This is a genomic window from Caulobacter ginsengisoli (genome assembly GCF_030814835.1).
Lineage (GTDB): Bacteria > Pseudomonadota > Alphaproteobacteria > Caulobacterales > Caulobacteraceae > Caulobacter > Caulobacter ginsengisoli.
The window spans coordinates 1-22,125 of the sequence record NZ_JAUSVS010000019.1; the positions used below are offsets into that span (position 1 = coordinate 1).

15 protein-coding genes are annotated in these 22,125 nt (G+C 69.5%); 10 read left to right on the top strand and 5 right to left on the bottom strand.

The features are described 5' to 3' along the window. Positions 1-260: 260 nt before the first annotated feature. Together QO010_RS23855 and QO010_RS23860 are read left to right on the top strand one after the other, a co-directional pair. Complete coding sequence (locus QO010_RS23855; protein ID WP_307353268.1) at positions 261-1,808, top strand: response regulator; 1,548 nt, start codon at positions 261-263, stop codon at positions 1,806-1,808. 37 nt (positions 1,809-1,845) lie between these two features. Continuing rightward, positions 1,846-3,219: an AmpG family muropeptide MFS transporter gene (locus tag QO010_RS23860; RefSeq protein ID WP_307353269.1), complete on the top strand. Its 1,374-nt coding sequence runs from the start codon at positions 1,846-1,848 to the stop codon at positions 3,217-3,219. A 215-nt stretch (positions 3,220-3,434) separates the two neighbouring features. Here the strand turns inward: QO010_RS23860 and QO010_RS23865 are convergent, their stop codons facing one another. From QO010_RS23865 to rlmN, 3 genes are all read right to left on the bottom strand, one after another. Then, positions 3,435-4,271, bottom strand: a complete 837-nt coding sequence (locus tag QO010_RS23865; RefSeq protein WP_307353271.1) for a S1 family peptidase — start codon at positions 4,269-4,271, stop codon at positions 3,435-3,437. 7 nt (positions 4,272-4,278) lie between these two features. Then, positions 4,279-4,713 carry a DUF350 domain-containing protein gene (locus QO010_RS23870; protein WP_307353273.1) on the bottom strand — a complete coding sequence of 145 codons (435 nt, stop codon included), beginning with the start codon at positions 4,711-4,713 and terminating at the stop codon, positions 4,279-4,281. Positions 4,714-4,998: 285 nt separating this feature from the next. Further along, positions 4,999-6,153, bottom strand: a complete 1,155-nt coding sequence (gene rlmN / locus QO010_RS23875) for a dual-specificity RNA methyltransferase RlmN (protein ID WP_307353289.1) — start codon at positions 6,151-6,153, stop codon at positions 4,999-5,001. 214 nt (positions 6,154-6,367) lie between these two features. Between rlmN and QO010_RS23880 the strand changes: the two genes are divergently transcribed. The 4 genes from QO010_RS23880 (at position 6,368) to QO010_RS23895 (ending at position 10,929) form a co-directional block, all read left to right on the top strand. Next, the gene (locus QO010_RS23880) at positions 6,368-6,901 is read left to right on the top strand and encodes a sigma-70 family RNA polymerase sigma factor (RefSeq protein ID WP_307353274.1); all 534 of its coding nucleotides are present in this window, start codon (positions 6,368-6,370) and stop codon (positions 6,899-6,901) included. Between the two features lie 82 nt (positions 6,902-6,983). Beyond that, the gene (locus tag QO010_RS23885) at positions 6,984-7,637 is read left to right on the top strand and encodes a cupin domain-containing protein (RefSeq protein ID WP_307353276.1); all 654 of its coding nucleotides are present in this window, start codon (positions 6,984-6,986) and stop codon (positions 7,635-7,637) included. 113 nt (positions 7,638-7,750) lie between these two features. Continuing rightward, positions 7,751-10,423, top strand: coding sequence for a DNA mismatch repair protein MutS (gene mutS, locus QO010_RS23890; RefSeq protein ID WP_307353278.1), 2,673 nt, complete (start codon positions 7,751-7,753; stop codon positions 10,421-10,423). After that, the gene (locus QO010_RS23895; RefSeq protein WP_307353280.1) at positions 10,423-10,929 is read left to right on the top strand and encodes a hypothetical protein; all 507 of its coding nucleotides are present in this window, start codon (positions 10,423-10,425) and stop codon (positions 10,927-10,929) included. The genes mutS and QO010_RS23895 overlap by 1 nt, the downstream gene beginning before the upstream one ends. 45 nt (positions 10,930-10,974) lie before the next feature. On the opposite strand, the gene QO010_RS23900 is transcribed toward QO010_RS23895, so the two are convergent. After that, complete coding sequence (locus QO010_RS23900) at positions 10,975-11,652, bottom strand: hypothetical protein (protein ID WP_307353282.1); 678 nt, start codon at positions 11,650-11,652, stop codon at positions 10,975-10,977. A 113-nt stretch (positions 11,653-11,765) separates the two neighbouring features. Here QO010_RS23900 and QO010_RS23905 point away from each other — a divergent pair, with 113 nt between their 5' ends. Further along, positions 11,766-14,582, top strand: a complete 2,817-nt coding sequence (locus QO010_RS23905; RefSeq protein ID WP_307353283.1) for a [protein-PII] uridylyltransferase — start codon at positions 11,766-11,768, stop codon at positions 14,580-14,582. A gap of 310 nt (positions 14,583-14,892) precedes the next feature. Here QO010_RS23905 and QO010_RS23910 read toward each other — a convergent pair whose 3' ends face one another. Beyond that, positions 14,893-17,793, bottom strand: coding sequence for a TonB-dependent receptor (locus QO010_RS23910; RefSeq protein ID WP_307353285.1), 2,901 nt, complete (start codon positions 17,791-17,793; stop codon positions 14,893-14,895). A gap of 157 nt (positions 17,794-17,950) precedes the next feature. Here QO010_RS23910 and QO010_RS23915 point away from each other — a divergent pair, with 157 nt between their 5' ends. The 3 genes from QO010_RS23915 to trpS all read left to right on the top strand — a co-directional run bounded on the left by QO010_RS23915 (position 17,951) and on the right by trpS (position 21,989). Next, positions 17,951-18,964, top strand: a complete 1,014-nt coding sequence (locus QO010_RS23915) for an AraC family transcriptional regulator (protein ID WP_307353286.1) — start codon at positions 17,951-17,953, stop codon at positions 18,962-18,964. A 204-nt stretch (positions 18,965-19,168) separates the two neighbouring features. Continuing rightward, on the top strand, positions 19,169-20,806 hold the full coding sequence (gene murJ, locus QO010_RS23920) for a murein biosynthesis integral membrane protein MurJ (RefSeq protein ID WP_307353287.1): 1,638 nt from the start codon (positions 19,169-19,171) through the stop codon (positions 20,804-20,806). 151 nt (positions 20,807-20,957) lie between these two features. After that, complete coding sequence (gene trpS, locus QO010_RS23925; RefSeq protein WP_307353288.1) at positions 20,958-21,989, top strand: tryptophan--tRNA ligase; 1,032 nt, start codon at positions 20,958-20,960, stop codon at positions 21,987-21,989. Positions 21,990-22,125: the final 136 nt, after the last annotated feature.

Below are 22,125 nucleotides of genomic sequence, written 5' to 3' on the forward strand. Positions count from 1 at the left end.
ATCGACTTGACCCAATCGAAAAGTGTCAGCCATGTCTCCGAACAGGTGTCCGCTATGTCCCCGGGCTGAACACTTGTGCCTAGGATCCCGCGTTCAGCTCGCTGTAAATTCAAAAGGTTAGGCTGTGCTGGCACGGCTCAACGGCCTTCCGCGCGTGCGGCTGGGAGCGGGATCCTAGGCACAAGGCCTAGGATGACGACGGGGGTGATGTTGGCATGATTTGACCGCCTGTTAAGCCGCCACGGGTAGTCTTTCCCCCGATGAAAAACGACGCCCAGGCCATCACCCCCGAACAGCTCGCCACCCTGAGCCACGAATTCCGCACGCCCCTCAACGGCGTGCTCGGCATGGCGCGGCTGCTGGACGGCACGCCGCTGACCGCCGAGCAGCGGTCCTATGTGGCGGCCCTCAAGGAGAGCGGCGACCATCTGCTCAGCCTGGTCAATGACGTGCTGGACCTGGCCCGCCTCGGGGCCGGCCGGATCGAGCTGCACGCCGCCCCGATGAGCGCCGACAACCTGCTGCGCCAGGTCTGCGAGTTGATGAGCCCCAGGGCCCACGAAAAGGGCATCGAGATCGCCTGGGCCGTCGCCCCGGGCCTGACCCCGGTCCTGGCCGACGAGGGGCGGCTGCGGCAGGTGCTGCTCAACTTCGTCGGCAACGCGGTGAAGTTCACAGAAACCGGCGGGGTGCTGATCACCGCCGAGCCCGGCCAGGCCGGGGCCTTGCGCCTGACCGTCTCCGACAGCGGCCCGGGCGTGCCCGAGGCCGCCCGCCAGCGCATCTTCGAGGCCTTCGTCCACGCCGACCCGATCCATGGCGGCGCGGCGGTCGGCGGGGCGGGCCTGGGCCTGGCCATCGTCAGCCGGCTGGGCGCGGCCATGAACGCCCGCATGGGCGTCGGCGGAACACCCGGCGAGGGCGCCGACTTCTGGTTCGAGGCCGACTTCCCCCCAATCCTTGAGGAGGGCGCCGGGCCCGCGCCCGTCGAACAGCCGCTGACGGGCCTGACCGTCGGGGTCGCCTCGCCCAGCCCCGTGGTCCGCGAGGCCGCCGCCCGCCAGATCGCCGCCTGCGGGGGAACCGCCATCACGGCCGCGACGCCCGCCGAGCTGGCCGCCCTGACCGACCCTGCCGCCGTGCTGCTGATCGACCAGGACTGCGGCGACGGCAAGCGCCCGCCCGCCCCGCCGGAGGGCCGCACCGCCCTGGTGCTGCTGCGCCCCGACCAGCGCGACCGCATCCCCCGCCGCCGCAAGGCCGGGTTCGCCGGCTTCCTGATCAAGCCCCTGCGCAGCGCCTCCCTGGCCGAGCGGGTGCTGGCCGCCCTGCGCCCCGACGCCAAGGGCAAGCAGGCCGCCGTCCAGGACGACCGCATCGCCGAGGCCGCCGCCCCGGGCGTGCGGGTGCTGCTGGCCGAGGACAACCCGATCAACGCGCTCCTGGCCCGCGCCCTGCTCGAGCGAGAAGGCTGCCATGTCGAGCGCGTCGCCAGCGGGCTGGAATGCCTGGCCGCCCTGTCGGCGACCTCCTACGACCTGGTGCTGATGGACCTGCGCATGCCGGGCCTGAACGGCATGGAGGCCACCCGGGAACTGCGCCAGCGCGGCGTCATCACCCCCATCGTCGCCCTCACCGCCGACGCCTTCGAGGACGACCGCCGGGCCTGCCTGGCCGCCGGCATGGACGACTTTCTGGTCAAGCCCCTGACCCACGCGGCCCTGCGCGCCGCCCTGGCCCGCTGGACGGACTCCGGGACCTCTGCCGGCTGGACGCGGGAGACGACACAAGCCAAGCTCGCCTCCTGATTTTACGGGGAGGCGTCGCGAGACGCAGGCAGCAGGCATGAGCGAGGCGTCCACCACTCCCGCGGCGGCCAAGCCCCGCAAACGCACGACCCTGGAGGTTCTGGCCCAACTGCGCCAGCCCAAGGTGGCGGTGATGCTGGCCCTGGGCTTCGGTTCGGGCCTGCCCTTCCTGCTCACCGGCAACACCTTCGGCTACTGGCTGCGGGAGGAGGGGACGACCCTCAAGGCCATCGGCTTCCTGTCCTGGGTCGGCCTGGCCTATTCCTTCAAATATCTCTGGGCGCCGCTGGTCGACCGCATCGACGCGCCGGTCCTGGGCTTCTGGTTCGGCCGCCGGCGCAGCTGGATGATCTTCTCGCAGATCCTGGTGGCGCTGGGCCTGCTGGCCATGGCGGTGAGCGGGCCCGGCGCGGGCTTGGCCCTGGTCGGGGCCTTCGCCCTGGTGGTGGCGTTTTCCTCGGCCACCCAGGACATCGTCGTCGACGCCTGGCGGATCGAGGCCGCCGACGACAGCGAGGAACTGGGCCTGCTCTCCTCGGCCTACCAGCTGGGCTACCGCGCCGCCCTGCTGGCCACCGACGCCCTGATCCTGGCCTCGGCCCAGCATTTCGGCTGGAACCTCTCCTACGGCCTGGCCGCCGCGGCCATGACCATCGCCATCTTCGCCAGCTTCAGGGCCATGGAGCCGGCCCAGGCGGAATCGGTGCTGGCCGCCAAGGCCCCGCTCTGGACGCCGCGCGGCCTGTTCGACTCGGTCATCGGGCCATTCATCGCCTTCTTCAAGACCCATCGCGAACTGGGTGTCCTGATGCTGCTGGCGGTGGCCCTCTACCGTATCCCCGACTTCGTCATGGGACCGATGGCCAACCCCTATTATCATGACCTGGGGCTGACCAAGGACATGGTGGCCCTGGTGCGGGGCACCACGGGCCTGGCCGCGGCCCTGATCGGCATCGCCGTGGGGGGGTTCAGCGCCATCCGTCTGGGCTTCTTCCCGACCCTGATCATCGGGGCCATCCTGCAGCCCATCGCCGTCGCCGCCTTCGCCATCCTGGCCTATACCGGCGGCGACTGGATCGTGTTCAACGCGGTGATGGCCGGCGACAACTTCGCCATGGCCTATGCCGGGGTGGCCCTGGTCACCTACATGTCCAGCCTGACGGGCCTGGGCTATACGGCCACCCAGTACGCCCTGCTGTCCTCGACCTACGCCATCCTGGGCAAGTTCCTGAAGGGCTTCTCCGGGGCGGTGGTCGAGGGCCTCACCCCGGCCCACGGCCTGATGCCGGCCTACGCCATCTTCTTCATCGGGGCGGGGCTGGTGGGGGTGCCAGCCCTGATCCTGTTCCTGATCCTGGCCCGGGCGCACGGCAAGATGATCGCCCGGCAGGAGGCTGAGGCCGCCGCCTAGGTCCAACCGATCTCGGTTGTTGGGGCCCCCCCCTTTTCAACCGTCATGGCCGGGCTCGTCCCGGCCACCCATAATCACAGGCCATGAAGGTTGGCTGCGGGCCTGGCCGAGGACCTTCTTGATACACCGAGTTCATGGGTGGCCGGCACTTCGGCCGGCCATGACGGTATTGGGGTTGGGGCTGCAGGCGAGGCTACCCGTGAATGCCGAATGGCTCAGCCCGTGCAGACCACCTGAGCCACCCGCAGGTCCCGGCGCAGGCCGTCGGCGGCGCGGCCGTAGTTCTCGGTGTTGATCGCCTCGCCCGGGGCGTAGCGGGCGCCGATGCGGCCGGCCTTGACCATCAGCTCGACAATGGCCGAGGGGTCGGTGGTGTAGATGCGGCCCCGGCGCGGGGCCTCGGCCACCGTCACCCCGATCACCCTTCCGGTGGCGTCCAACACCGGCGCGCCGGAGAGGCCGGCCAGCGGCCCTTTCAGCCCGCTGGTGCGGCCGACCTCGGCCCAGACCAGCACCGGCTGGGGCCGGCCCCCCCGGCCGCCGACCACCAGCCGGTCGGTCCCCAGGAAGCGCGAGGCCACCTCGCCGGGCTGGCCCTGCGGAAAGCCCGGATGATAGCCGCGCATGCCGCGCTTGAGGGTGCCCAGAACGCTCATGTCCAGCACCGGCAGGGCGGTCGATCCGCCCTCGGTGATCAGCAGGGCCGCGTCGTTGTCGGGGCTGGCCAGCACCTGGGCGACCACGCCCCGGCCTTGGGCCACCACCACCGCCACCTGGCCGCAGCCGTCGACCACATGGCGGGCGGTGATCCACACCCCGGTGTCGGCGACGGAAAAGGCGGTGCCGGCCCCCGGCCCGTCGGGATTGGGCACGGCCACCACCCGGCCGGACAGGAAGGGCGAGCTGGGCCCCAGCGGCACGCTGGCCTCGCCCGGGATCGGCGGCGGGGCCGGCGGGGCGTCGGCCCGCTCCTGGCGGCTTAGCGCGGCCAGGATCAGCCCCAGCACCACGGCCAGATAGATCAGCCAGTCGGGCAGGCGGGGATAGTGCATCCCAACTCTAGCCGGCAAGCGCGGCGGCGAAGATCAGCGAGGTGGCCAGCTTGGCGGCGGCCAGCACCCCGGCCGCGCCGATATCGCCCTCCTGCACCCGCTGGGGCAGGCCGCGCAGCAGCAGGATGTCGATGACCAGCCTGAACACCAGCAGCTGGATGGCCATGGCCGCCACCCCATAGATGATGATGTCGACCGGCGAGGTCGAGGGGGCCATCTGCGCCGCCAACGGAATGGCCAGGCCCAGCACCACCGCCCCATAGGACAGGGCCGCGGCGGTATTGCCCTCGCGGATATGCTCGATGTCCTTGTGCGGCGACAGCAGCCCGTAGGAGACCACCCCCAGCAGCAGCAGCAGGACGGTCAGGCCGTAGTCGCGCAGGATGAAGAAGATGGCCGTGGCGAAGGCGCTGACTTCAGGCGACTGAAACTGTGGCGGCATGGGCGGGCGGTCCGAGAACTTCGATGAGTCCCTGCCTAACATGCTCTGCGCGTGGGGGGACAGGGTTCAGGCGTTGGGAGAGTTGGCCGCGATCCTAAGGGTTCACCACGAACAACACGAACAACACGAACCGTCCGAGCCAAACCCGTGGATGACCCGAAGGGTCTCTGAATCACGACAGGCCTTCGGCCGGAAGGACGCGGGAGAGCGCCGACCTGTTCGTGTTGTTCGTGTTGTTCGTGGTGAAATCCTAAAAGCCAGAACCGCCGCCACAACCAAGCGACCTTAGGCCTCCGCCTCGACCGCCGCCTTGCGCCGCACTGACGCCCGCACCTTCTCGCTCTCCGACCTAAGCTGCCCGCAGGCCGCCAGGATGTCCCGCCCGCGCGGCGTCCTGATCGGCGAGGCGTAGCCCGCGCGGTTCAGGATCGCCGCGAAGGCCTCGATCGTCGACCAGCTCGAGCATTCGTACGGGCTGCCGGGCCAGGGATTGAACGGGATCAGGTTGATCTTGGCCGGGATGCCTTTCAGCAGCCGCACCAGGGCCTTGGCCTCGGCCGGGCTGTCGTTGACGCCCTTGAGCATGACGTATTCGAACGTCACCCGCCGCGCGTTCGACAGCCCCGGATAGGCCCGGATGCCGGCCATCAGGGTCTCGATATTGTACTTCCTGTTCAGCGGCACCAACTCGTCGCGCAGTTCGTCGTTGGTGGCGTGCAGCGAGATGGCCAGCATGGCCTGGGTCTTCTCGCCCAGGGCCTGCAGCTCCGGGACCACGCCGGAGGTCGAGACGGTGATCCGCCGGCGCGACAGCGAAATGCCCTCGTTGTCGCTGACGATGTGCATGGCCTTGGAAACGGCGTCCAGATTGTAGAGCGGCTCGCCCATGCCCATGAACACCACGTTGGAGAGCCGCCGGCCCTCCTTGGGGACGGGCCATTCCTCCAGGTCGTCCTTGGCCACCTGCACCTGGGCCACGATCTCGGCGGCGGTCAGGTTGCGCACCAGGGCCTGGGTGCCGGTGTGGCAGAAGGTGCAGTTCAGCGTGCAGCCGACCTGGCTCGACACACAGAGCGCCCCGGCCCGGCCGACATCGGGGATGTAGACGGTCTCGATCTCGATGCCCGGGGCCGTGCGGATCAGCCACTTGCGCGTGCCGTCCTTGGAGACCTGCCGCTCGACCACCTCGGGCCGGGCCAGGCTGAAGGTCGCGGCCAGCCGGGTGCGGGTATCCTTGTCGATATCGGTCATCCGCTCGAAGTCGGTGTGCCCGAAATGATGCATCCAGCGCCACAGCTGGCTGGCCCGCATCTTCGCCTTGGCGGGCTCGACCACGCCATGCTCCACCAGCGCCGCCGCCAGCTCGGGCCGGGTGAGGCCGGTGAGGTTCGGGGCGGGTGTCGCGATACGGGCGCGGGAAAGGTCGAGGGTGGCGGTCAAGATGGTGTCCGGGACGGCTTGGGCGGGGGTCATAGCAGATGGCGGCCCACTCGCCAAAATTCACCCCTCAACCCTATTCGCAGAAATTATCGCCGAAATTGTGGGCGAACGCGCACGGTGCTCTACATTACTTCGTTCGGGGCCGAGAGGACGCTTAAGAGTGACCCAGACGGGGGCAACCCAGCTGGATGAGAGGACGCTGCTGGCGGACCTCATGCAACGCATCGCCGTCAACGGCGACCGCGCGGCTTTCCGCGCCCTGTTCGAGCATTTTGCCCCCCGGCTGAAGGGCTATCTGATCCGGCTGGGCCTGGAATCGGGGCGGGCGGAGGAGCTGGCCCAGGAGGTGATGGTCACCGTCTGGCGCAAGGCGGCGACCTTCGACCGCGCCCAGGGCAGCGTCGCCACCTGGGTGTTCCGCATCGCCCGCAACCGCCGCATCGACCTCTTCCGCCGCGACCGCACCGCCCAGCTCGACGAGCACGATCCGGCCCTCGCCCCCGTCGCCGAAGCCCCGCCCGACGCGGCCCTCGACGCCGACCAGCGCCAGATCCGAGTGGCCCAGGCCCTGGCCGAACTGCCGCCCGAGCAGCGCGAACTGGTGCGGGCCCATTTCTACGAGGACCTCACCCATTCCGAAATCGCCGAACGCACCGGCCTGGCCCTGGGCACGGTGAAATCGCGGCTGCGGCTGGCCTTCGGCAAGCTGCGCGGCCCGCTCCAGGGCTATCTGGAGAGCGACCTTTGACCGCATCCCTGACACCCTCTCTGCCAATTGGCTTGACCCCCGGGCGGTTCGATCCATATCGCCTAGTGGAGACAAGATCCCAATGACCCCGCTAGGACCCCATCTGGCCGAACTGAGAGACCCGGAAAGCGATCCGGGCCTTCGGCTCATGGCCGCCGCCGCCGCGGCGATCCGTGAAGAGCCCCCGCGGCCCGGCGACGATCTCGCCGCCGCCTTCCTGGAAACCGAGGCGACCGCCCCCCTCGCCCCCGACGCCGCCGACCAGGTCCTGGCCCGCATCGACCAGCTGGAAGCGATCGACGAGCGCGCCCACAAGGCGGGCGCCGCCAAGGCCGCCGGCCGCTATCTCGGCGAACTGACCACCTTGCCCGACCCGATCCGCGAGGTCGTCTATGCCGCCATGCAGGCCGGCGGCCGCTGGCTGTTCACCGGCCCCGGCCTGCGCCGCCTGGAAATCCCCACCGGCGGCGAGGGCAAGACCATCCTGTTTCGCATCGAGCCCGGCGCCGGGGTCGGCAGCCACGACCATCTGGGCGACGAATACACCCTGGTCCTGACCGGCAGCTTCCAGGACGGCCATCGCCGCTACGGCCCCGGCGACGTCAACATCGGCCGCCCCGGCTTCGTCCACCAACCCGTCGCCGACCCCGGCCCGGTCTGCTACGCCCTGGGCGTCGAGTTCGGGGGGGCGAAGTTCGATGGTTTTTTGGGACTGGTGCAGAAGCTGACGCAGTAGGGGCGCCAGCCCCTGGCGCTTCCTCTCTGGGGGAAGTGGCCGGAAGGGCAGAAGGGGGCTCGTAGGGCGCGGACCTTGCTCCCCGCCCAAATGCCCCTATAGCCTCACCGCCAATGAACGCCTCACCCGCCATCGACCCGGCCGGCGCCACCCCCGTCATGGCGCAGTATTTCGAGGCCAAGGCGCGGCAGCCCGACGCCCTGGTCTTCTTCCGCATGGGCGACTTCTACGAGCTGTTCTTCGAAGACGCGATCCGCGCCGCCGCGGCGCTCGGCATCGCCCAGACCTTCCGGGGCACGCATGGCGGCCAGCCCATCCCCATGGCCGGGGTGCCGGTCCACGCCGCCGAGGCCTACCTCGCCAAGCTGATCCGCGCCGGCTTCAAGGTCGCCGTCTGCGAGCAGATGGAAAACCCTGCCGAGGCCCGCAAGCGCGGCTCCAAGTCCATCGTCCACCGCGATGTCGTGCGCATCGTCACCCCCGGCACCTTGACCGAGGACGGCCTGCTGGACGCCCGGGGCGCCAACCGCCTGGCCGCCATTGCCCTGCGCGCCGGCCAGGCCGCCGTGGCCAGCGTCGAGCTCTCCACCGGCGAGGTGGAATGCCTGCTGACCACCCCCGCCGGCCTGGCCGCCGCCCTGGCCGGGCTGCAGCCCAGCGAGATCCTGGTCCCCGACCGCCTGTTCGCCGACGAGACCGTCAACACCGCCCTCAAGGCCGCCGGCGGCGTCGTCCAGCCCATGGCCGCCGCCCTGGCCGAGCCCTCCGCCTCCGAGGCGCGGGTCAAGCGGCTCTACGGCGTCGACACCCTGGACGGCTTCGGCGGCCTGGCGGGCGCGGAGGTCGCCGCGCTCGGCCTGATCGCCGCCCATCTGGAGATGACCCAGGCCGGCAGGATCCCGGTCCTCTCCCCGCCCCGCCGGGCCGGCGAGGCCGACGTGATGGCCATCGACCCGGCCACCCGGGCCAGCCTGGAGATCGAGCGCACCCTGTCGGGCCAGCGCGAGGGCAGCCTGCTGGGCTGCATCGACCGCACCGTCACCGGGGCCGGCTCGCGCCTCCTCGCGGCAAGACTGGGCCGCCCCCTGCTCGACCCCGCCGCCATCGAGGCCCGGCTGGACGCGGTGCAGTGGTTCGTCGAGCGCCGCCGCCTGCGCGAGACCCTGCGCGAGGCCCTGAAAGGCGCCGGCGACATGGCCCGCGCCCTGTCGCGCCTGGCCCTGGGACGCGGCGGCCCCCGTGACCTCGGCACGCTGGTCCAGGGCCTGAAGTCCGGCGAGGCCATCGCCGCCCTGGCCGCCGGCGAGAACCGCCCCCTGGCCGAAACCCCCGCCGAGATCGAGGCCGCCCTCACCGCCGCCGACCCCTCACAGTCCGGCGCCTTGAGCGAACTCCTCGCCCTGCTCGACACCGGCCTTGGCCCCGACCTGCCGGCCCAGGCCCGTGACGGCGGCTTCGTGGCCCCCGGCGTCCGCGCCCCGCTCGACGAGGCCCGCGCCCTGCGCGACGACAGCCGCCGGGTGATCGCCGCCCTCGAGGGCCGCCTCGCCGCCGAGAGCGGCGTGCCGCTGAAGATCCGCCACAACGCCGTGCTGGGCTATTTCGTCGAGACCACGGCCAACAAGGCCGACCCCCTGTTCCAGGCCCCGCTCAACGCCACCTTCATCCACCGCCAGACCCTGGCCAGCCAGGTCCGCTTCACCACCGTCGAGCTGGCCGACCTCGACGCCCGCATCGCCCAGGCCGGCGAGCGGGCCCTGGCCATCGAGCTGGAAACCTTCGAGGCCTGGCGCCAGGCCGCCTGCGACCAGGCCACGGCCATCCAGGCCGCCGCCCGGGCCCTGGCCACCCTGGACGTCGACGCGGGCCTCGCCGAATGGGCCGAGGACGCCAACGCCGTCCGCCCGCAGATCGACAAGAGCCTCTGTTTCTCCGCTGAGGGCGCCCGCCACAGCGTCGTGGAGGCCGCCGTCAAGCGGGCCGGCGATCCCTTCACCCCCAACGACTGCTGCCTGGACGGTTCGGGCGAGACCGGCCCGCGCCTGGCCATCGTCACCGGCCCCAACATGGCGGGTAAATCCACCTTCCTGCGCCAGAACGCCCTGCTGGCGGTCCTCGCCCAGGCCGGCAGCTACGTTCCCGCCCGCTCCCTGAAGCTGGGTGTGGTCGATCGCCTGTTCAGCCGCGTGGGGGCCGGCGACGACCTGGCGCGCGGCCGCTCGACCTTCATGGCCGAGATGGTCGAGACCGCCGCCATCCTGACCCAGGCCACCCCGCGCTCGCTGGTCATTCTCGACGAGATCGGCCGGGGCACCGCCACCTGGGACGGCCTGGCCATCGCCTGGGCGGCTGCCGAGGCCCTGCACGACACCAACCGCTGCCGCGCCCTGTTCGCCACCCACTACCATGAGCTCGCCGTGCTCGAGGAACGCCTGGCCCACGTCGCCAACCTTTCCCTCAAGGCCAAGGAATGGAACGGCGACCTGGTCTTCCTGCACGAAGCCGGCCCCGGCCCCGCCGACCGCAGCTACGGCGTCCAGGTCGCCAAGCTGGCCGGCGTCCCCCCCGTCGTGGTGGCCCGCGCCCGCCAGGTGCTGGAGCGCCTGGAAACCGAAAGCCACAGCCCCGTCCGCCTCGAAGGCCTGCCCCTCTTCGAAGCCGCCGCCCCGCAGCCGGTGAGGCGCGGCCCCAGCCCGGTCGAGGAAGCCCTCAAGGCCCTGGACGTCGACGGCATGAGCCCGCGCGAGGCGCTTGAGGCGCTGTATCGTCTGAAAGGACTGAGTTGATGCAGCTGCCCCTAAGGCCGGTGACGTTTGTGGTGGTCTATGTGTTGCTGACGGCCCTGAGCGTGGAGCCGACAGTGATGGGCTGGCCGTGGTCCTGGTACTACGCCTCGGCCGGATTGACGGCGGTCATGGCCTGGCATTGCCTGTGGGCGGCGCAGCTGGCGCAGACCGCCGCAACGCCGCGGCGGTCCGACCTCGTCCGCACCCTGGCCTTCGCCGCGCCCGGCGTTTTCGCCGTCGCCGTGCTGCTGAACATGAACCGGGACCTCTACGCGCCGGCGTCCATGGCGGCCGGTGTCGGTCAGGCCCTGACCGTTGTCGTGGCGGGTTCGGTCGGCGCCTTCTTCGTCCTGCTCTGGCTGTCGGCCCGGCGATTCTGCGCCACGGAACGGGAGAAGGGCGGCGGATCGCTCGGCGTCTTCCTGACCTTTGTCCTGGCGCTCTACGTCGTCATCGGCGCGCCGGTCCTCTATTTCCGCATCAAGCGGCTGAAGGGGATGGGCTAGGTTGGGCGGACATTTGCCGATTGCCGCTTCCCTCTCTAGGAACCATCAGACCACCGGCCCACGGAACAGTTCGACCCAGGTGATCCGATCCCCGCTGACATGGATCGCCACGTCCAGCTGACCGACATAGAAATGGTAGCAGGCCAGCTTCACCGCCGCCGCCGCCAGCGGCCGGCAGGGCTGGACCATGGAGATGGCGGCCGAACTCAGGTCCGCCAGCTGGGCCGCGCAGCGGTCCGCCGGGACCTCGGCGCACGATAGCTTGAAACCGCTCCCTGGCAGCTCGGCCTGCATCCGCTTGAACAGGCGGTAGCCGTCGACCGCGTAGTCATCGCCCAGGGATCCCCAGAAATAGACGACGCCGGGCGTGTCCAGATCGGCGCAACTGGCCGCTCCAGGGTGGTCGGCCAGGGCGACAAAGTCGCTGCTCGTGCTGAACGACGTGACCTCGCCCAGGGCCTCACCCGCCGGCGCCGGCGACAGGAACACGCGCAGGTGGGTTCGGCGGCACAGGCCGGTATCGGCCATCAGCCGCGGCGCCGCCCGGAAGCTGAAGACGTTGGGGCCGCCGCCCGATTCCGGCGTCAGGCCTTCGGTGAGCTTCTGCAGGACCTGGGCGGTCGTCGCCGCGTCCGGCGCCGGCGTGGGGATGGGCGGCGGGACGGCTCTCGCCGCGCCCGCCGCCAGCAGGGTCAGGATGGCCGCCGTGATCGCCAGGCGCATGGTCGTCTCCCCTCCGTTGCGCGGACTGTCCGCCATGCCTTGGGCGCCGGCAAGTGGCCACAACCCGGCGGGGCCCCGTTGCGCCGCTCCGTGTTGCAGCGCACATAAGGACCATGCCCCCTCGCCTTCGCCCCACCCGCCTGGAACATGTCGTCGACGGCCAGGCCCTGCGCGCCCGCCTGTCCGCCGCCGCCCTCGACTCGCTGGGCAACGAGGCCGAGCAGCGGGCCGGGGCCCTGGCCATTCTCAAGCAGGCGCTGTTCCGCGGCCGGATGATCGCCAAGGAGCGGCTGGAGAACGGGGCGGGCGGGCTGGAGACGGCGCGGCTGCTCTGTGGCGTCACCGACGAGGTGGTCACCGCCCTCTATGACTTCACCACCGTCCACGTGTTCCGGGCCCGCAACCCGACCGAGGGCGAGCGGCTCTGCCTGCTGGCGGTGGGGGGCTATGGCCGGGGGGTGCTGTCGCCCTTCAGCGACCTCGATCTGCTCTTCCTGCGCCCCTACAAGCAGACCGCCCACGCCGAGAGCGTCATCGAGTTCATGCTCTATGCCCTGTGGGACCTGGGCTTCAAGGTCGGCCACGCCTCGCGCACCATCGAGGAATGCGTGCGCCTTTCGAAGGAAGACTTCACCATCCGCACCTCGCTGCTGGAAGCGCGCATGCTGACCGGCGACGAGAAGCTGGCGACCGATCTGAAGAAGCGCTTCTTCCATGACGTGGTGCGCGGCACCGGGGCCGAGTTCGTGGCCGCCAAGCTCAAGGAGCGCGACGACCGCCACGGCCGGGCCGACGCCAGCCGCTACATGGTCGAGCCCAACGTCAAGGAGGGCAAGGGCGGCCTGCGCGACCTGCACACCCTGATGTGGATCGCCGAGTATCTCCACCCGGTCGAAAAGCCCGAGGACGTCTTCCGCCTCAGCCAGTTCCAGGCCCACGAGGTGCGCGCCTTCGTCCGCGCCTTCGACTTCCTGCACGCCGTGCGCGCCCACCTGCATTTCGCCACCGGCCGACCCGAGGAGCGGCTGACCTTCGACCTGCAGCCCGAGATCGCCCGCCGCATGGGCTATGGCGACCGGGCCGACAATCCGGCCGTCGAGCGCTTCATGCGCCGCTACTTCCTGATCGCCCGCGAGGTCGGCTCGCTCACCCGGGTGATGTCGGCCCGGCTGGAGGCCGAGCACCTCAAGAAGGAGCCCAGGGGCCTTTCCCGCTTCCTGCCCGGCCAGGGCAGGGTGAAACGCAAGGCCCTCGACATTCCCGGCTTCCACGAGGAGGCCGGCCGTCTGACCGTCGATGGGCCGGAAGTGTTCGCCAGAGACCCCGTCGACCTGATCCGCCTCTTCCGCACCGCCGACGAGCGCGACCTGGACATCCACCCGGACGCCTTCACCGCCATCACGCTCAGCCTCAACCTGATCACCGCCGCCGTGCGCCGCGATCCGGAAGCGGCCCGGGCCTTCCTCGACATCCTGGCCCGGGGCCGCAACACCTACCGCACCCTGACCCTGATGAACGAGGCCGGGGTGCTGGGCCGGTTCGTGCCGGAGTTCGGCCGGGTGGTCGGCCAGATGCAGTTCAACATGTACCACTCCTACACGGTGGATGAGCACACCCTGCGGGCCGTGGGGGTGATCTGCGACATCGCCAATGGCCGCCATACCGACGAGCACCCGCTGTCGACCGCCATCCTGCCGCTGATCGACGACCGCGAGAGCCTGTTCCTGGCCATGCTGCTGCACGACACCGGCAAGGGCCTGGTCGGCGGCCAGGAGAAGGCCGGGGCCCGCTCGGCCCGCCAGGCCTGCGAGCGGCTGGGGGTCGACCGCACCCAGGTGGCCCTGATCGCCTGGCTGGTCGAGCATCACCTGGTGATGAGCGACTACGCCCAGAAGCGCGACGTCACCGACCCGGCCACCGTCGCCGCCTTCGCCGCCATCGTCGAGAACCCCGAGCGGCTGCGATTGCTGCTGGTGCTGACCGTGGCCGATATCCGCGCCGTGGGTCCGGGCGTCTGGAACGGCTGGAAGGGCCAGCTGCTGCGCGAGCTCTATGGGGCGACCGAAGCCATCTTCCGCGGCGGCCGCGGCTCCGACCCCGCCGCCGCCGTGCGCCGCCAGCAGTCGGCCCTGGCCGAGGTCGCCAGAGAGGCGCTGGTCGCCCAGGATGTCACCGCCCAGGGCTGGGCCGCCTCGATGGAGGACGCCTATTTCACCGCCTTCTCGCCCACGGAACTTGCAGCGCATGCGGCCTTGGCGCGCCGCGCCGCCTTGCAGGGCGGCGCGGCGGCCGAGGCCCAGATCAGCGCCCAGCGCAACGCCGCCGAGGTGGTCATCGCCGCCAAGGACCGCCGGGGCCTCTTCGCCGACCTTTCCCTGGTGCTGTCGGGCCTGGGCGGCAACGTGGTGGGGGCGCGGGTCTTCACCTCGGCCCAGGGCCAGGCGCTGGACGTCTTCCACGTCCAGGATTCCAGCGGCGCCCCCTACGGCGCCGAAAACCCCCGCACCCTGCGCCGGCTGGCCGACGCCCTGGAAGCGGCCGGCCGGGGCGAGACCCCGGTGTTCGAGACCCGCAAGGCCGACACCTCCCGCTCGGCAGCCTTCACCATCACCCCCACGGTGATGCTGGACAACGAAGCCTCGGGCGAGGCCACCGTGGTCGAGGCCTCCGGCCGCGACCGGCCGGGCCTGCTGGAAGCCCTGGCCCGCACCCTCTCGGAAGCCGGCCTCTCCATCCATTCGGCCCATATCGACAGCTATGGCGAGCGGGCGGTCGACGCCTTCTATGTCCAGACCCTGGACGGCGGAAAACTCACCGACGCCAGGCGCATCGCGGCGCTGAAGACGGCGCTGACCGAGGTGCTGGAAGCGGGCGAGGCGCATGTGAATTCCCGCCGGCTGGAACGGGCCCGGGCGAGCGTGGCCAGATAAGCATGCGCGAAATTCCTCGCCCGTTGGGCGAGGGGGACCACGAAGTGGTGGAGTGGGCTCTGAGGAGCACACAGAGCTTCAAGCACGCCCACTCCGACAGTGCTCGATCCTGAAACACCGTGTGTTCCTAAGACCCACTCCGTCGGCTTCGCCGCCACCTCGCCCAAAGGGCGAGGAATAAAAAATTGGCCGCGGACCCTGTGGGGACCGCGGCCAGGTAGACGACGTGGAGAGGAAACTACAGCGTCGCCGAGGAAACTTGTGCGGCGTCGGGCCCGCCCCTCGGGGGCAGGCCTTTCAGCCAAGGACCTTAGAAGCGCTTGCTGATCGCGACGCCGTAGGTGCGCGGCTCGGAGTAGAAGGCGTTGCGATACAGGCCCGAGCTGTCGTCGGTCAGGTAGGTATCGGTGATCGCCTCTTCGTCCGTCGCATTCTTGACGAAGGCGTCGATGATCAGACCGGCGCCCGGGTTGGCCACCGTCAGGGTGAAGTTGAGGTTCTGCCAGCCTTTGATCTTGTCCGCGTCGCTGTTGTAGATGCGGGCAAAGCTGTCGGCCTGCTTGTAGTAGTCACCGCGCAGCGTCGTCGACCAGTCGCCGAAGTCCCAGGTGTACTGAGCGCCGAACGAAGCGGTCCAGGGCGGCGAGTTGGGCAGTTCCTTACCCTTCAGCGAGACCGCCACACCGTCCGTCGGGTTCAGGCCGAACGCCGCGAACGAACCCGAGCAGATGCCCAGGAAGTCGAACACGTTGAGCGGCCGAACGCTCGGCGGATTGAGCGCATCGCCGGCCACCGGGATGACCGGCGTCTGGGCGTTGAAGATGCTCATGAAGTTGGAGAGAGCGGCGGTGGACACCACGCAGTTGGACGCCGAGCTCGACTTCACCAGGGTCAGGGCGGGATTGTCCTGGGTCCGGTTCAGGGTATCGATCGAGCTGCCGTTGACGATCTCGGTGTCAAGATAGCCGATATTGGCGTTCAGGCGCAGGTTGCGGACCGGATTCCAGATGGTCTCGATTTCCAGGCCCTTGATCTTGGCGTCGATGTTCTCGTTGATCGAGGTGCGGTTGACGATCTTGGAGACCTGGTAGCCCTTGTAGTCATAGTAGAAGCCGGTGACGTTGAGCAGCAGGCTGCCGTCCAGGAAGGTGTTCTTCGAGCCGATTTCAAAGCTGTTGACGAACTCGGGCGCGAAGGACGCCGGCGGACAGCCGACCGTCGCCGAACAGGCCGGATTGACGCCGCCGGCCTTGTAGCCTTTGGAATAGAAGGCATAGAGCAGGCTGTCGTCGGTCAGCTTCCAGTCGAAGCCCAGGCGGCCGGTGAACTCCTGGAAGCGCACCTTCAGCAGCGGCGGCTGGCCGGTCGGCGGGGCCCCGACGCCGCCCCCGGGGGTGTTCAGCGTCACGGCGTGGTTCTCCACCGACTTGGAGTCGTCGGTGTAGCGCAGGCCGCCGGTGATCTTGAAGGTGTCGGTCAGCTTCCAGTAGACCTCGCCGAAGGCGGCGCGCGACTTCAGGTGATAGGGGCCGTAGCTGTCATAGTAGTTGTGACCGCTGCGGTTCGGATTGCTGTTCGGATCGATGAAGGTGCAGCCCGGCGTCGCGGCCGCGCAGTTGACCGAGCCGGTGTTCAGGAAGTTGTTGACGCCGACAAAGGCGGTGCCGGTGTTGAACATCACGTAGTAGTCGCCGGTGGCCTTGTAGTCCAGGTAGATGCCGCCGACGTTGAAGTTGATCGGCCCGTCGAAGTCCGACTGCAGGCGCAGTTCCTGGGTGAACTGCTTGGTGTCCGCCGACGAGATGTCGAAGGTGGTGAAGCGGTTCTGCGCGCCGACCTGCGGGTCGTTGACCACGCCGCCAGGGAACAGGCCGGCATAGATGCCATTATAGACGCCGGCGCCGGCGGGACAGTTGCGCGCCTGCAGGAGCGAGGCGCACACGCCGGCCTGGACGGCCGAGGCGATCGCGTTGACCGGGTTGGGCGCGACGTTGAACGTCGAGTTGGGAACCACGCGGGTGTAGTCGGTCCGGGTGAACAGGTTCAGGGTCGAGTACGAGGTCAGCGAGGTCAGCTTCAGATCGTCGGTCAGGTCCCAGTCGATGTTGAATTCATAGATATCCGTCGAGGACTGGTAGATCGGGTCCGAGACCGACTGGATGTCGCGGATGTTCTTGGTCTGGCTCTGGCCGGCATAGGCGTCGCCGGTCTGCAGGCCGGTCAGGGCGCCGAACAGACCGCCCAGGGTGGCCTGGCTGTTCAGGGTGCCGGTCGAGACGCCGGGCGCATAGAGCGAGGTGTTCTTGCAGCCCTGGCTGAGAAAGCCCCGTTCGACGCTGGCGATGACGCCCACCGGGAACAGGCCGACGCCGCCGACGCTGGTCGGGCCGGTGTCCTTGTCGCAGAACTGGCGGCCGATGCGCGAGCGGCTGTCGTCCTCGTCGAAGTGGTCATACATCAGCGACGCCTTGAAGCTGTCGCTCGGCTGCCAGGCCAGGGTGGCCCGCACGTCCCACAGCGAGCGGTCGTCGATGTCGTGCTTGGTGATGAGATTTTTGCCGTAGCCATCGCGGGTCAGCGACACGGCCGCCACGCGCAGGGCCAGGTCGTCGCCGATCGGGACGTTGATCATCCCCTTCAGCTTCAGCGAGTTGTAGTTGCCGTACTCGACCTTGGCCAAGGCCGAGAAGTCGTTCATCACCGGCTTGGCGGTGATGATGTTGACCACGCCGCCGGTGGCGTTGCGGCCGTAGAGGGTGCCCTGCGGGCCGCGCAGCACTTCCACCCGCTCAACGTCGAAGAATTCCGACTCGAACAGGTTGTTGGCGGTCAGGGGCGCGTTGTTCAGGTGGATGCCGGTGCCGGCGTCCCCCGAGCCGGCCACCAGCTTGGAGCCGACGCCGCGGATCTGGAAGTTGTAGCCGGTGAAGTTCCCCTTGGAGAAGTTCACGTTCGGGATGGCCGTCACCAGGTTGGGACCGCCGTCGATCTTCTGCTTCTCCAGCGACTGCTGGCTGAACGCCGACACCGCGATCGGCACGTCCTGAAGGGCTTCTTCCTTCTTCTGGGCCGTGACGATGACGTCGGCAACGGTGGTGCCGTCGTCGGCCGCAGGCGCGTCCTGGGCCAGGGCCGGCGCCGCGGCGCCCAGTAGAGCAGCAGTCGAAACGCCAATGGCGAGCAGGCTGCGCAGGTGCAGTGAATGTCTCATTGTTTCCTCCCCTCGCGGCTGTTGGGAGAACCCTGTTCAGGCAAGGTTATCAGCCGCAACTTAACCGTGGTCACCTAGAGGGTTTTGTGCGAGGTAAGTTGACATCGGGCGCGCCGAATTTGACCGATCGCGCAGTGTGGCATTTCTGCAGGGCCTTATGGCGTCAGGGTTTGTATCCAGTATCGCCCTGACGGGCTGCGCCGGCCTGATCGAGGATCTGGGCGGCGACCCCTCAAGTCTGGCCACCCGGCTGGCCATTCCGCCCGAGGCGCTGCGCGGGCCGGACGTCATGCTGACCGGCGACCAGGTGACGGGCCTGTTCGAGCTGGCCGCCACATCTCTGAAAACCCGCGATTTCGGCCTGCGGCTGGCCCAGCGGCAGGGCGCCCACCTGCTCAGCCCGCTGTGGGTGCTGGCCCGCACGGCCGGCACCGTCCGGGCCGCCCTGACCGAGGTGGTCAGCGCCTTCGACTTCTATGTCACCACCGCCGTGCTGCATCTGGTCGAGGAGCGGCAGGGGGCATTGGCCGTCTGTTTCGACATGCGGCTGGACGGCGAGGGCAGCCAGGTGCAGGTGGTCGAGCTCTCCTTCGCCATCATCTGCCAGGAGATCCAGAAGATGCTGGGGCCGGCCTGGCGACCGCAGGCGGTGCAGCTGCGCCATGCCGGGCCCCGCGACATCCGCAGCCACCGGGCCCAGTTCGGCGACATGGTGCTGTTCAACCAGGACCGCAACGCCATCGTCATCGATGGGCCCAGCGCCGCCAAGCCGCTGCGCTCGGCCTCCAGGCGGCTGAACCAGACCCTGCGCCGCGACCTGGACGCCAAGCGGGCCCTGACCCGCCGCGACGCCGCCGAGCGCACCGACCTGACCCTGCGCGCCCTGCTGCCGGCCGGCCGCTTCGACCTGGCCACCGTGGCGGCCGAGATGGGCGTCGCCCCCCGCACCCTGCAGGCCCGGCTGACCGACGAGGGCGCCACGTTCCAGCAGCTGGTCGACAAGGCCCGCTTGGACACCGCCCGCCGCTACATCATGGACAGCGACCTCTCGATGACCCAGATCGCCGACCTGCTGGGCTTTTCGGGGGCCAGCGCCTTCTCCCGCTTCATCAAGCAGCAGACGGGGCGGGGGCCCAGGCAGATCCGGGCGGACCGGGAGGGGCGGGAGTAGCGTCAGGCGCGGCCATTTCGGTGACAGTTTACTTTATTCGCCCTTGGATCACCGCCAGCCGTGATCTGGCCCGTAGCGGATAAAGTAAACTGTCACCGAAATTACCCCCGTCGCCGCACCCGCCGCCGCCCACCTGGCGCGGATGACGAAACAGGCGCTTTTCGCCGCCTTGACCGTCCTCCCGACCGCGCGCAGAAGCGCGGGGTGAGCGACCCCACCGACAGCCTCCCCGCCCAGCCCGCCACCGAGCCCCCCCGCAAGCGGGCCGGGCTGCTGCGGTCCTCGCTGATCTTTTCCGGCCTGACCCTGGTCAGCCGGTTCGCCGGCCTGGCCCGCGACCTGGTGATCACCGCCCGGCTGGGGGCCAGTTCGGGGCCGGCGGCCGACGCCTATTATACGGCCCTGTCCTTCCCCAACCTGTTCCGGCGCATCTTCGCCGAGGGGGCCTTCTCGGCCGCCTTCATCCCCAGCTACACCAAGAGCTTGGCGGCCAACGGCGAGGAGAAGGCCGACATCCTGGCGGCCGAGGCCCTGGCGGCGCTCGCCGCCATCACCCTGGTCATCTGCGTCGCCGCCCAGCTGGCCATGCCCTGGCTGATGTACGGCATCAATCCCGGCTACGCGAGCGATCCGGTCAAGTTCAAGCTGGCCATCGTGCTGACCCAGATCAGCATGCCGTACCTGCCCTGCATGGCCATCACCGCCCTCTTGTCAGGCGTGCTCAACGCCCATGGCCGCTTCATCCTCTCGGGCGCGGCGCCCATCGTGCTGAACCTGGTGATGCTGGCGGCGGTGCTGCCCGCGCATGGGGCCAACAATGCCGCCTTCGCCGCCACCTGGGCCATCGTGGCGGCCGGCATCGCCCAGGCGGCCCTGCTGTGGTGGGGCTGCTGGAAGACCGGGGCCAGGATCAAGCTGCGCTGGCCCAGCCTGACCGCCGACGTCAAGGCGCTGATCGCGCTCGCCGTCCCCGGCGCCATCGCCGCCAGCGCCACCCAGATCAATGTCTTCGTCTCCCAGAGCCTGGTCTCCCTGACCCACACCAACGGCCCCCGCTCCTGGCTGAACATCGCCGACCGCTTCTACCAGCTGCCGCTGGGCCTGGTGGGCGTCGCCATCGGGGTGGCCCTGCTGCCGCGCCTGGCCGCCTCGCTGCAGGCCGACGACAAGGCCGACGTCCAGGCCACCACCGACCAGGCCTTCGTGTTCGGCCTGGCCCTGACCTTGCCGGCCGCCGCCGCCCTGGTGGCCATGCCGCTGTTCCTGATCGACGGCCTCTACACCCGCGGCGACTTCACCTTCGTCGACGCCGAGCAGACCGCCAAGGCGCTGCTGTTCTACGGCATCGGCACCCCCGCCTTCGTGCTGGCCCGGATCATGAACCCGATCTTCTTCGCCCGGGGCGACACCAAGAGCCCGATGCGCTTCGCCCTGATCTCGGTGGCGGTGAACATCCTGGCGGGGGTGGCCCTCTTCAAGCTGATCGGCTTCCAGGGCATCGCCGCCGCCACGGCGCTGGCCAGCTGGATCAATGTCGGCCAGATGGCCTGGGCCCTGAACAGGAAGGGCATCTACCATCCCAGCGCCAAGGCGATCGGCAAGATCCTGCGGGTATTTGCCGCCAGCGCCGGCATGGCCGTCGTGCTGATGGTCCTGAACTATTACCGCCTCCCGATCATCGAGGCCCTCAAGGGCGTGGCCTTCCACAAATTCGGGGCCAAGGAGATCGCGGTGATCGGGGCCGGGCTGATCGGCATGGCCACCTATCCGCTGTTCCTGCTGGGCTTTGGCGGCGTCACCCTGGCCGAAATCCGCACCGTCCTGCGCCGCCGCAAGGCCTGAGCCTTGCTCTTCAGCGCGCTTGGATTTAGATCGCAGGCCATGACTTTGCCCGGACACCCCCCTGCGCGATGGCGCCGCCCGGCCTGATCCGCTGAACCGGCGGGCGCCGATGCTCGCCTCGATTTCGACTTCTGACGCAAAGCCTTATCCGATGACCGAAGACACCGCCGTCTATGCCGGCCCCCAGCGCGTGCTTTCCGGCGTGCAGCCCTCCGGGGCCCTGCACCTGGGCAACTATCTGGGCGCCCTGATCAAGTTCAGCCGCCTGCAGCACGAGATCCCGACCTTCATCTTCGTGGCCGACCTGCACGCCATCACCGCCTGGCAGGAGCCGGCCCTGCTGGCCGCCCAGACCCGCGAGATCGCCGCCGCCTACCTGGCCTCGGGGCTGGATCCCAAGGTCGCGGCCATCTTCCCGCAGAGCCAGGTCCGCGCCCATGCCGAGCTGGCCTGGATCTTCAACTGCGTGGCGCGCCTGGGCTGGCTCGACCGCATGACCCAGTTCAAGGAGAAGAGCGGCAAGCACAAGGAGCGCTCGAGCGTGGGCCTCTACACCTACCCGGTGCTGCAGGCCGCCGACATCCTGGCCTACAAGGCCACCCAGGTGCCGGTCGGCGAGGACCAGCGCCAGCACCTGGAGCTGACCCGGGACATCGCGGCCAAGTTCAACCACGACTACGACCGGCCGGGCTTCTTCCCCCTGCCCGAACCCATGACCCAGGGGCCGGGCGCGCGGATCATGTCCCTGCGCGACGGTTCGGCCAAGATGAGCAAGTCCGATCCGTCGGACTACAGCCGCATCAACCTGACCGACGACGCCGACGCCATCGCCCAGAAGGTCCGCAAGGCCCGCACCGATCCCGAGCCGCTGCCGGAAACCCTGGACGAACTGGCAAAGCGCCCCGAGGCCGACAACCTGGTGGGTATTTTCGCCGCCCTCTCGGGCCGGACCAAGGCCGACGTGCTGGCCGAGTTCGCCGGCAAGGGGTTCGGGACCTTCAAGCCGGCTCTGGCCGACCTGGCGGTGGCCTCGCTGGGCCCGGTGACGGCGGCCATGCGCGGCTTCATGGACGACCCGGCCCAGATCGACGCCATCCTCAAGGACGGCGCCGAGCGGGCCTCTCCCATCGCCGAGGCGACCCTGGCCGAGGTGAAGAAGATCGTCGGGTTTATCGGGGCCTAGCCTTCCTTCTCCCTTCCTCCTCGATGGAGGAAGGGCGGGGATGGTGGTGGTGGCAGTGCGTTTCCGGAAGCACTCGGGGAGGCGACCACGCCACCCTGAGCTTATCCCCTGACACCGAGCGCACACCACCACCCCT

What these genes read in the sequence shown, in the direction of transcription:
- trpS (WP_307353288.1), top strand. Translation starts at nt 20,958, where the DNA reads ATGACCGAAGACACCGCCGTCTATGCCGGCCCCCAGCGCGTGCTTTCC.
- QO010_RS23895 (WP_307353280.1), top strand. Translation starts at nt 10,423, where the DNA reads ATGCAGCTGCCCCTAAGGCCGGTGACGTTTGTGGTGGTCTATGTGTTG.
- QO010_RS23880 (WP_307353274.1), top strand. Translation starts at nt 6,368, where the DNA reads ATGCAACGCATCGCCGTCAACGGCGACCGCGCGGCTTTCCGCGCCCTG.
- QO010_RS23900 (WP_307353282.1), bottom strand. Translation starts at nt 11,652, where the DNA reads ATGCGCCTGGCGATCACGGCGGCCATCCTGACCCTGCTGGCGGCGGGC.
- QO010_RS23915 (WP_307353286.1), top strand. Translation starts at nt 17,951, where the DNA reads ATGGCGTCAGGGTTTGTATCCAGTATCGCCCTGACGGGCTGCGCCGGC.
- QO010_RS23855 (WP_307353268.1), top strand. Translation starts at nt 261, where the DNA reads ATGAAAAACGACGCCCAGGCCATCACCCCCGAACAGCTCGCCACCCTG.
- QO010_RS23860 (WP_307353269.1), top strand. Translation starts at nt 1,846, where the DNA reads ATGAGCGAGGCGTCCACCACTCCCGCGGCGGCCAAGCCCCGCAAACGC.
- QO010_RS23910 (WP_307353285.1), bottom strand. Translation starts at nt 17,793, where the DNA reads ATGAGACATTCACTGCACCTGCGCAGCCTGCTCGCCATTGGCGTTTCG.
- QO010_RS23865 (WP_307353271.1), bottom strand. Translation starts at nt 4,271, where the DNA reads ATGCACTATCCCCGCCTGCCCGACTGGCTGATCTATCTGGCCGTGGTG.
- QO010_RS23885 (WP_307353276.1), top strand. Translation starts at nt 6,984, where the DNA reads ATGACCCCGCTAGGACCCCATCTGGCCGAACTGAGAGACCCGGAAAGC.
- mutS (WP_307353278.1), top strand. Translation starts at nt 7,751, where the DNA reads ATGAACGCCTCACCCGCCATCGACCCGGCCGGCGCCACCCCCGTCATG.
- QO010_RS23905 (WP_307353283.1), top strand. Translation starts at nt 11,766, where the DNA reads ATGCCCCCTCGCCTTCGCCCCACCCGCCTGGAACATGTCGTCGACGGC.
- QO010_RS23870 (WP_307353273.1), bottom strand. Translation starts at nt 4,713, where the DNA reads ATGCCGCCACAGTTTCAGTCGCCTGAAGTCAGCGCCTTCGCCACGGCC.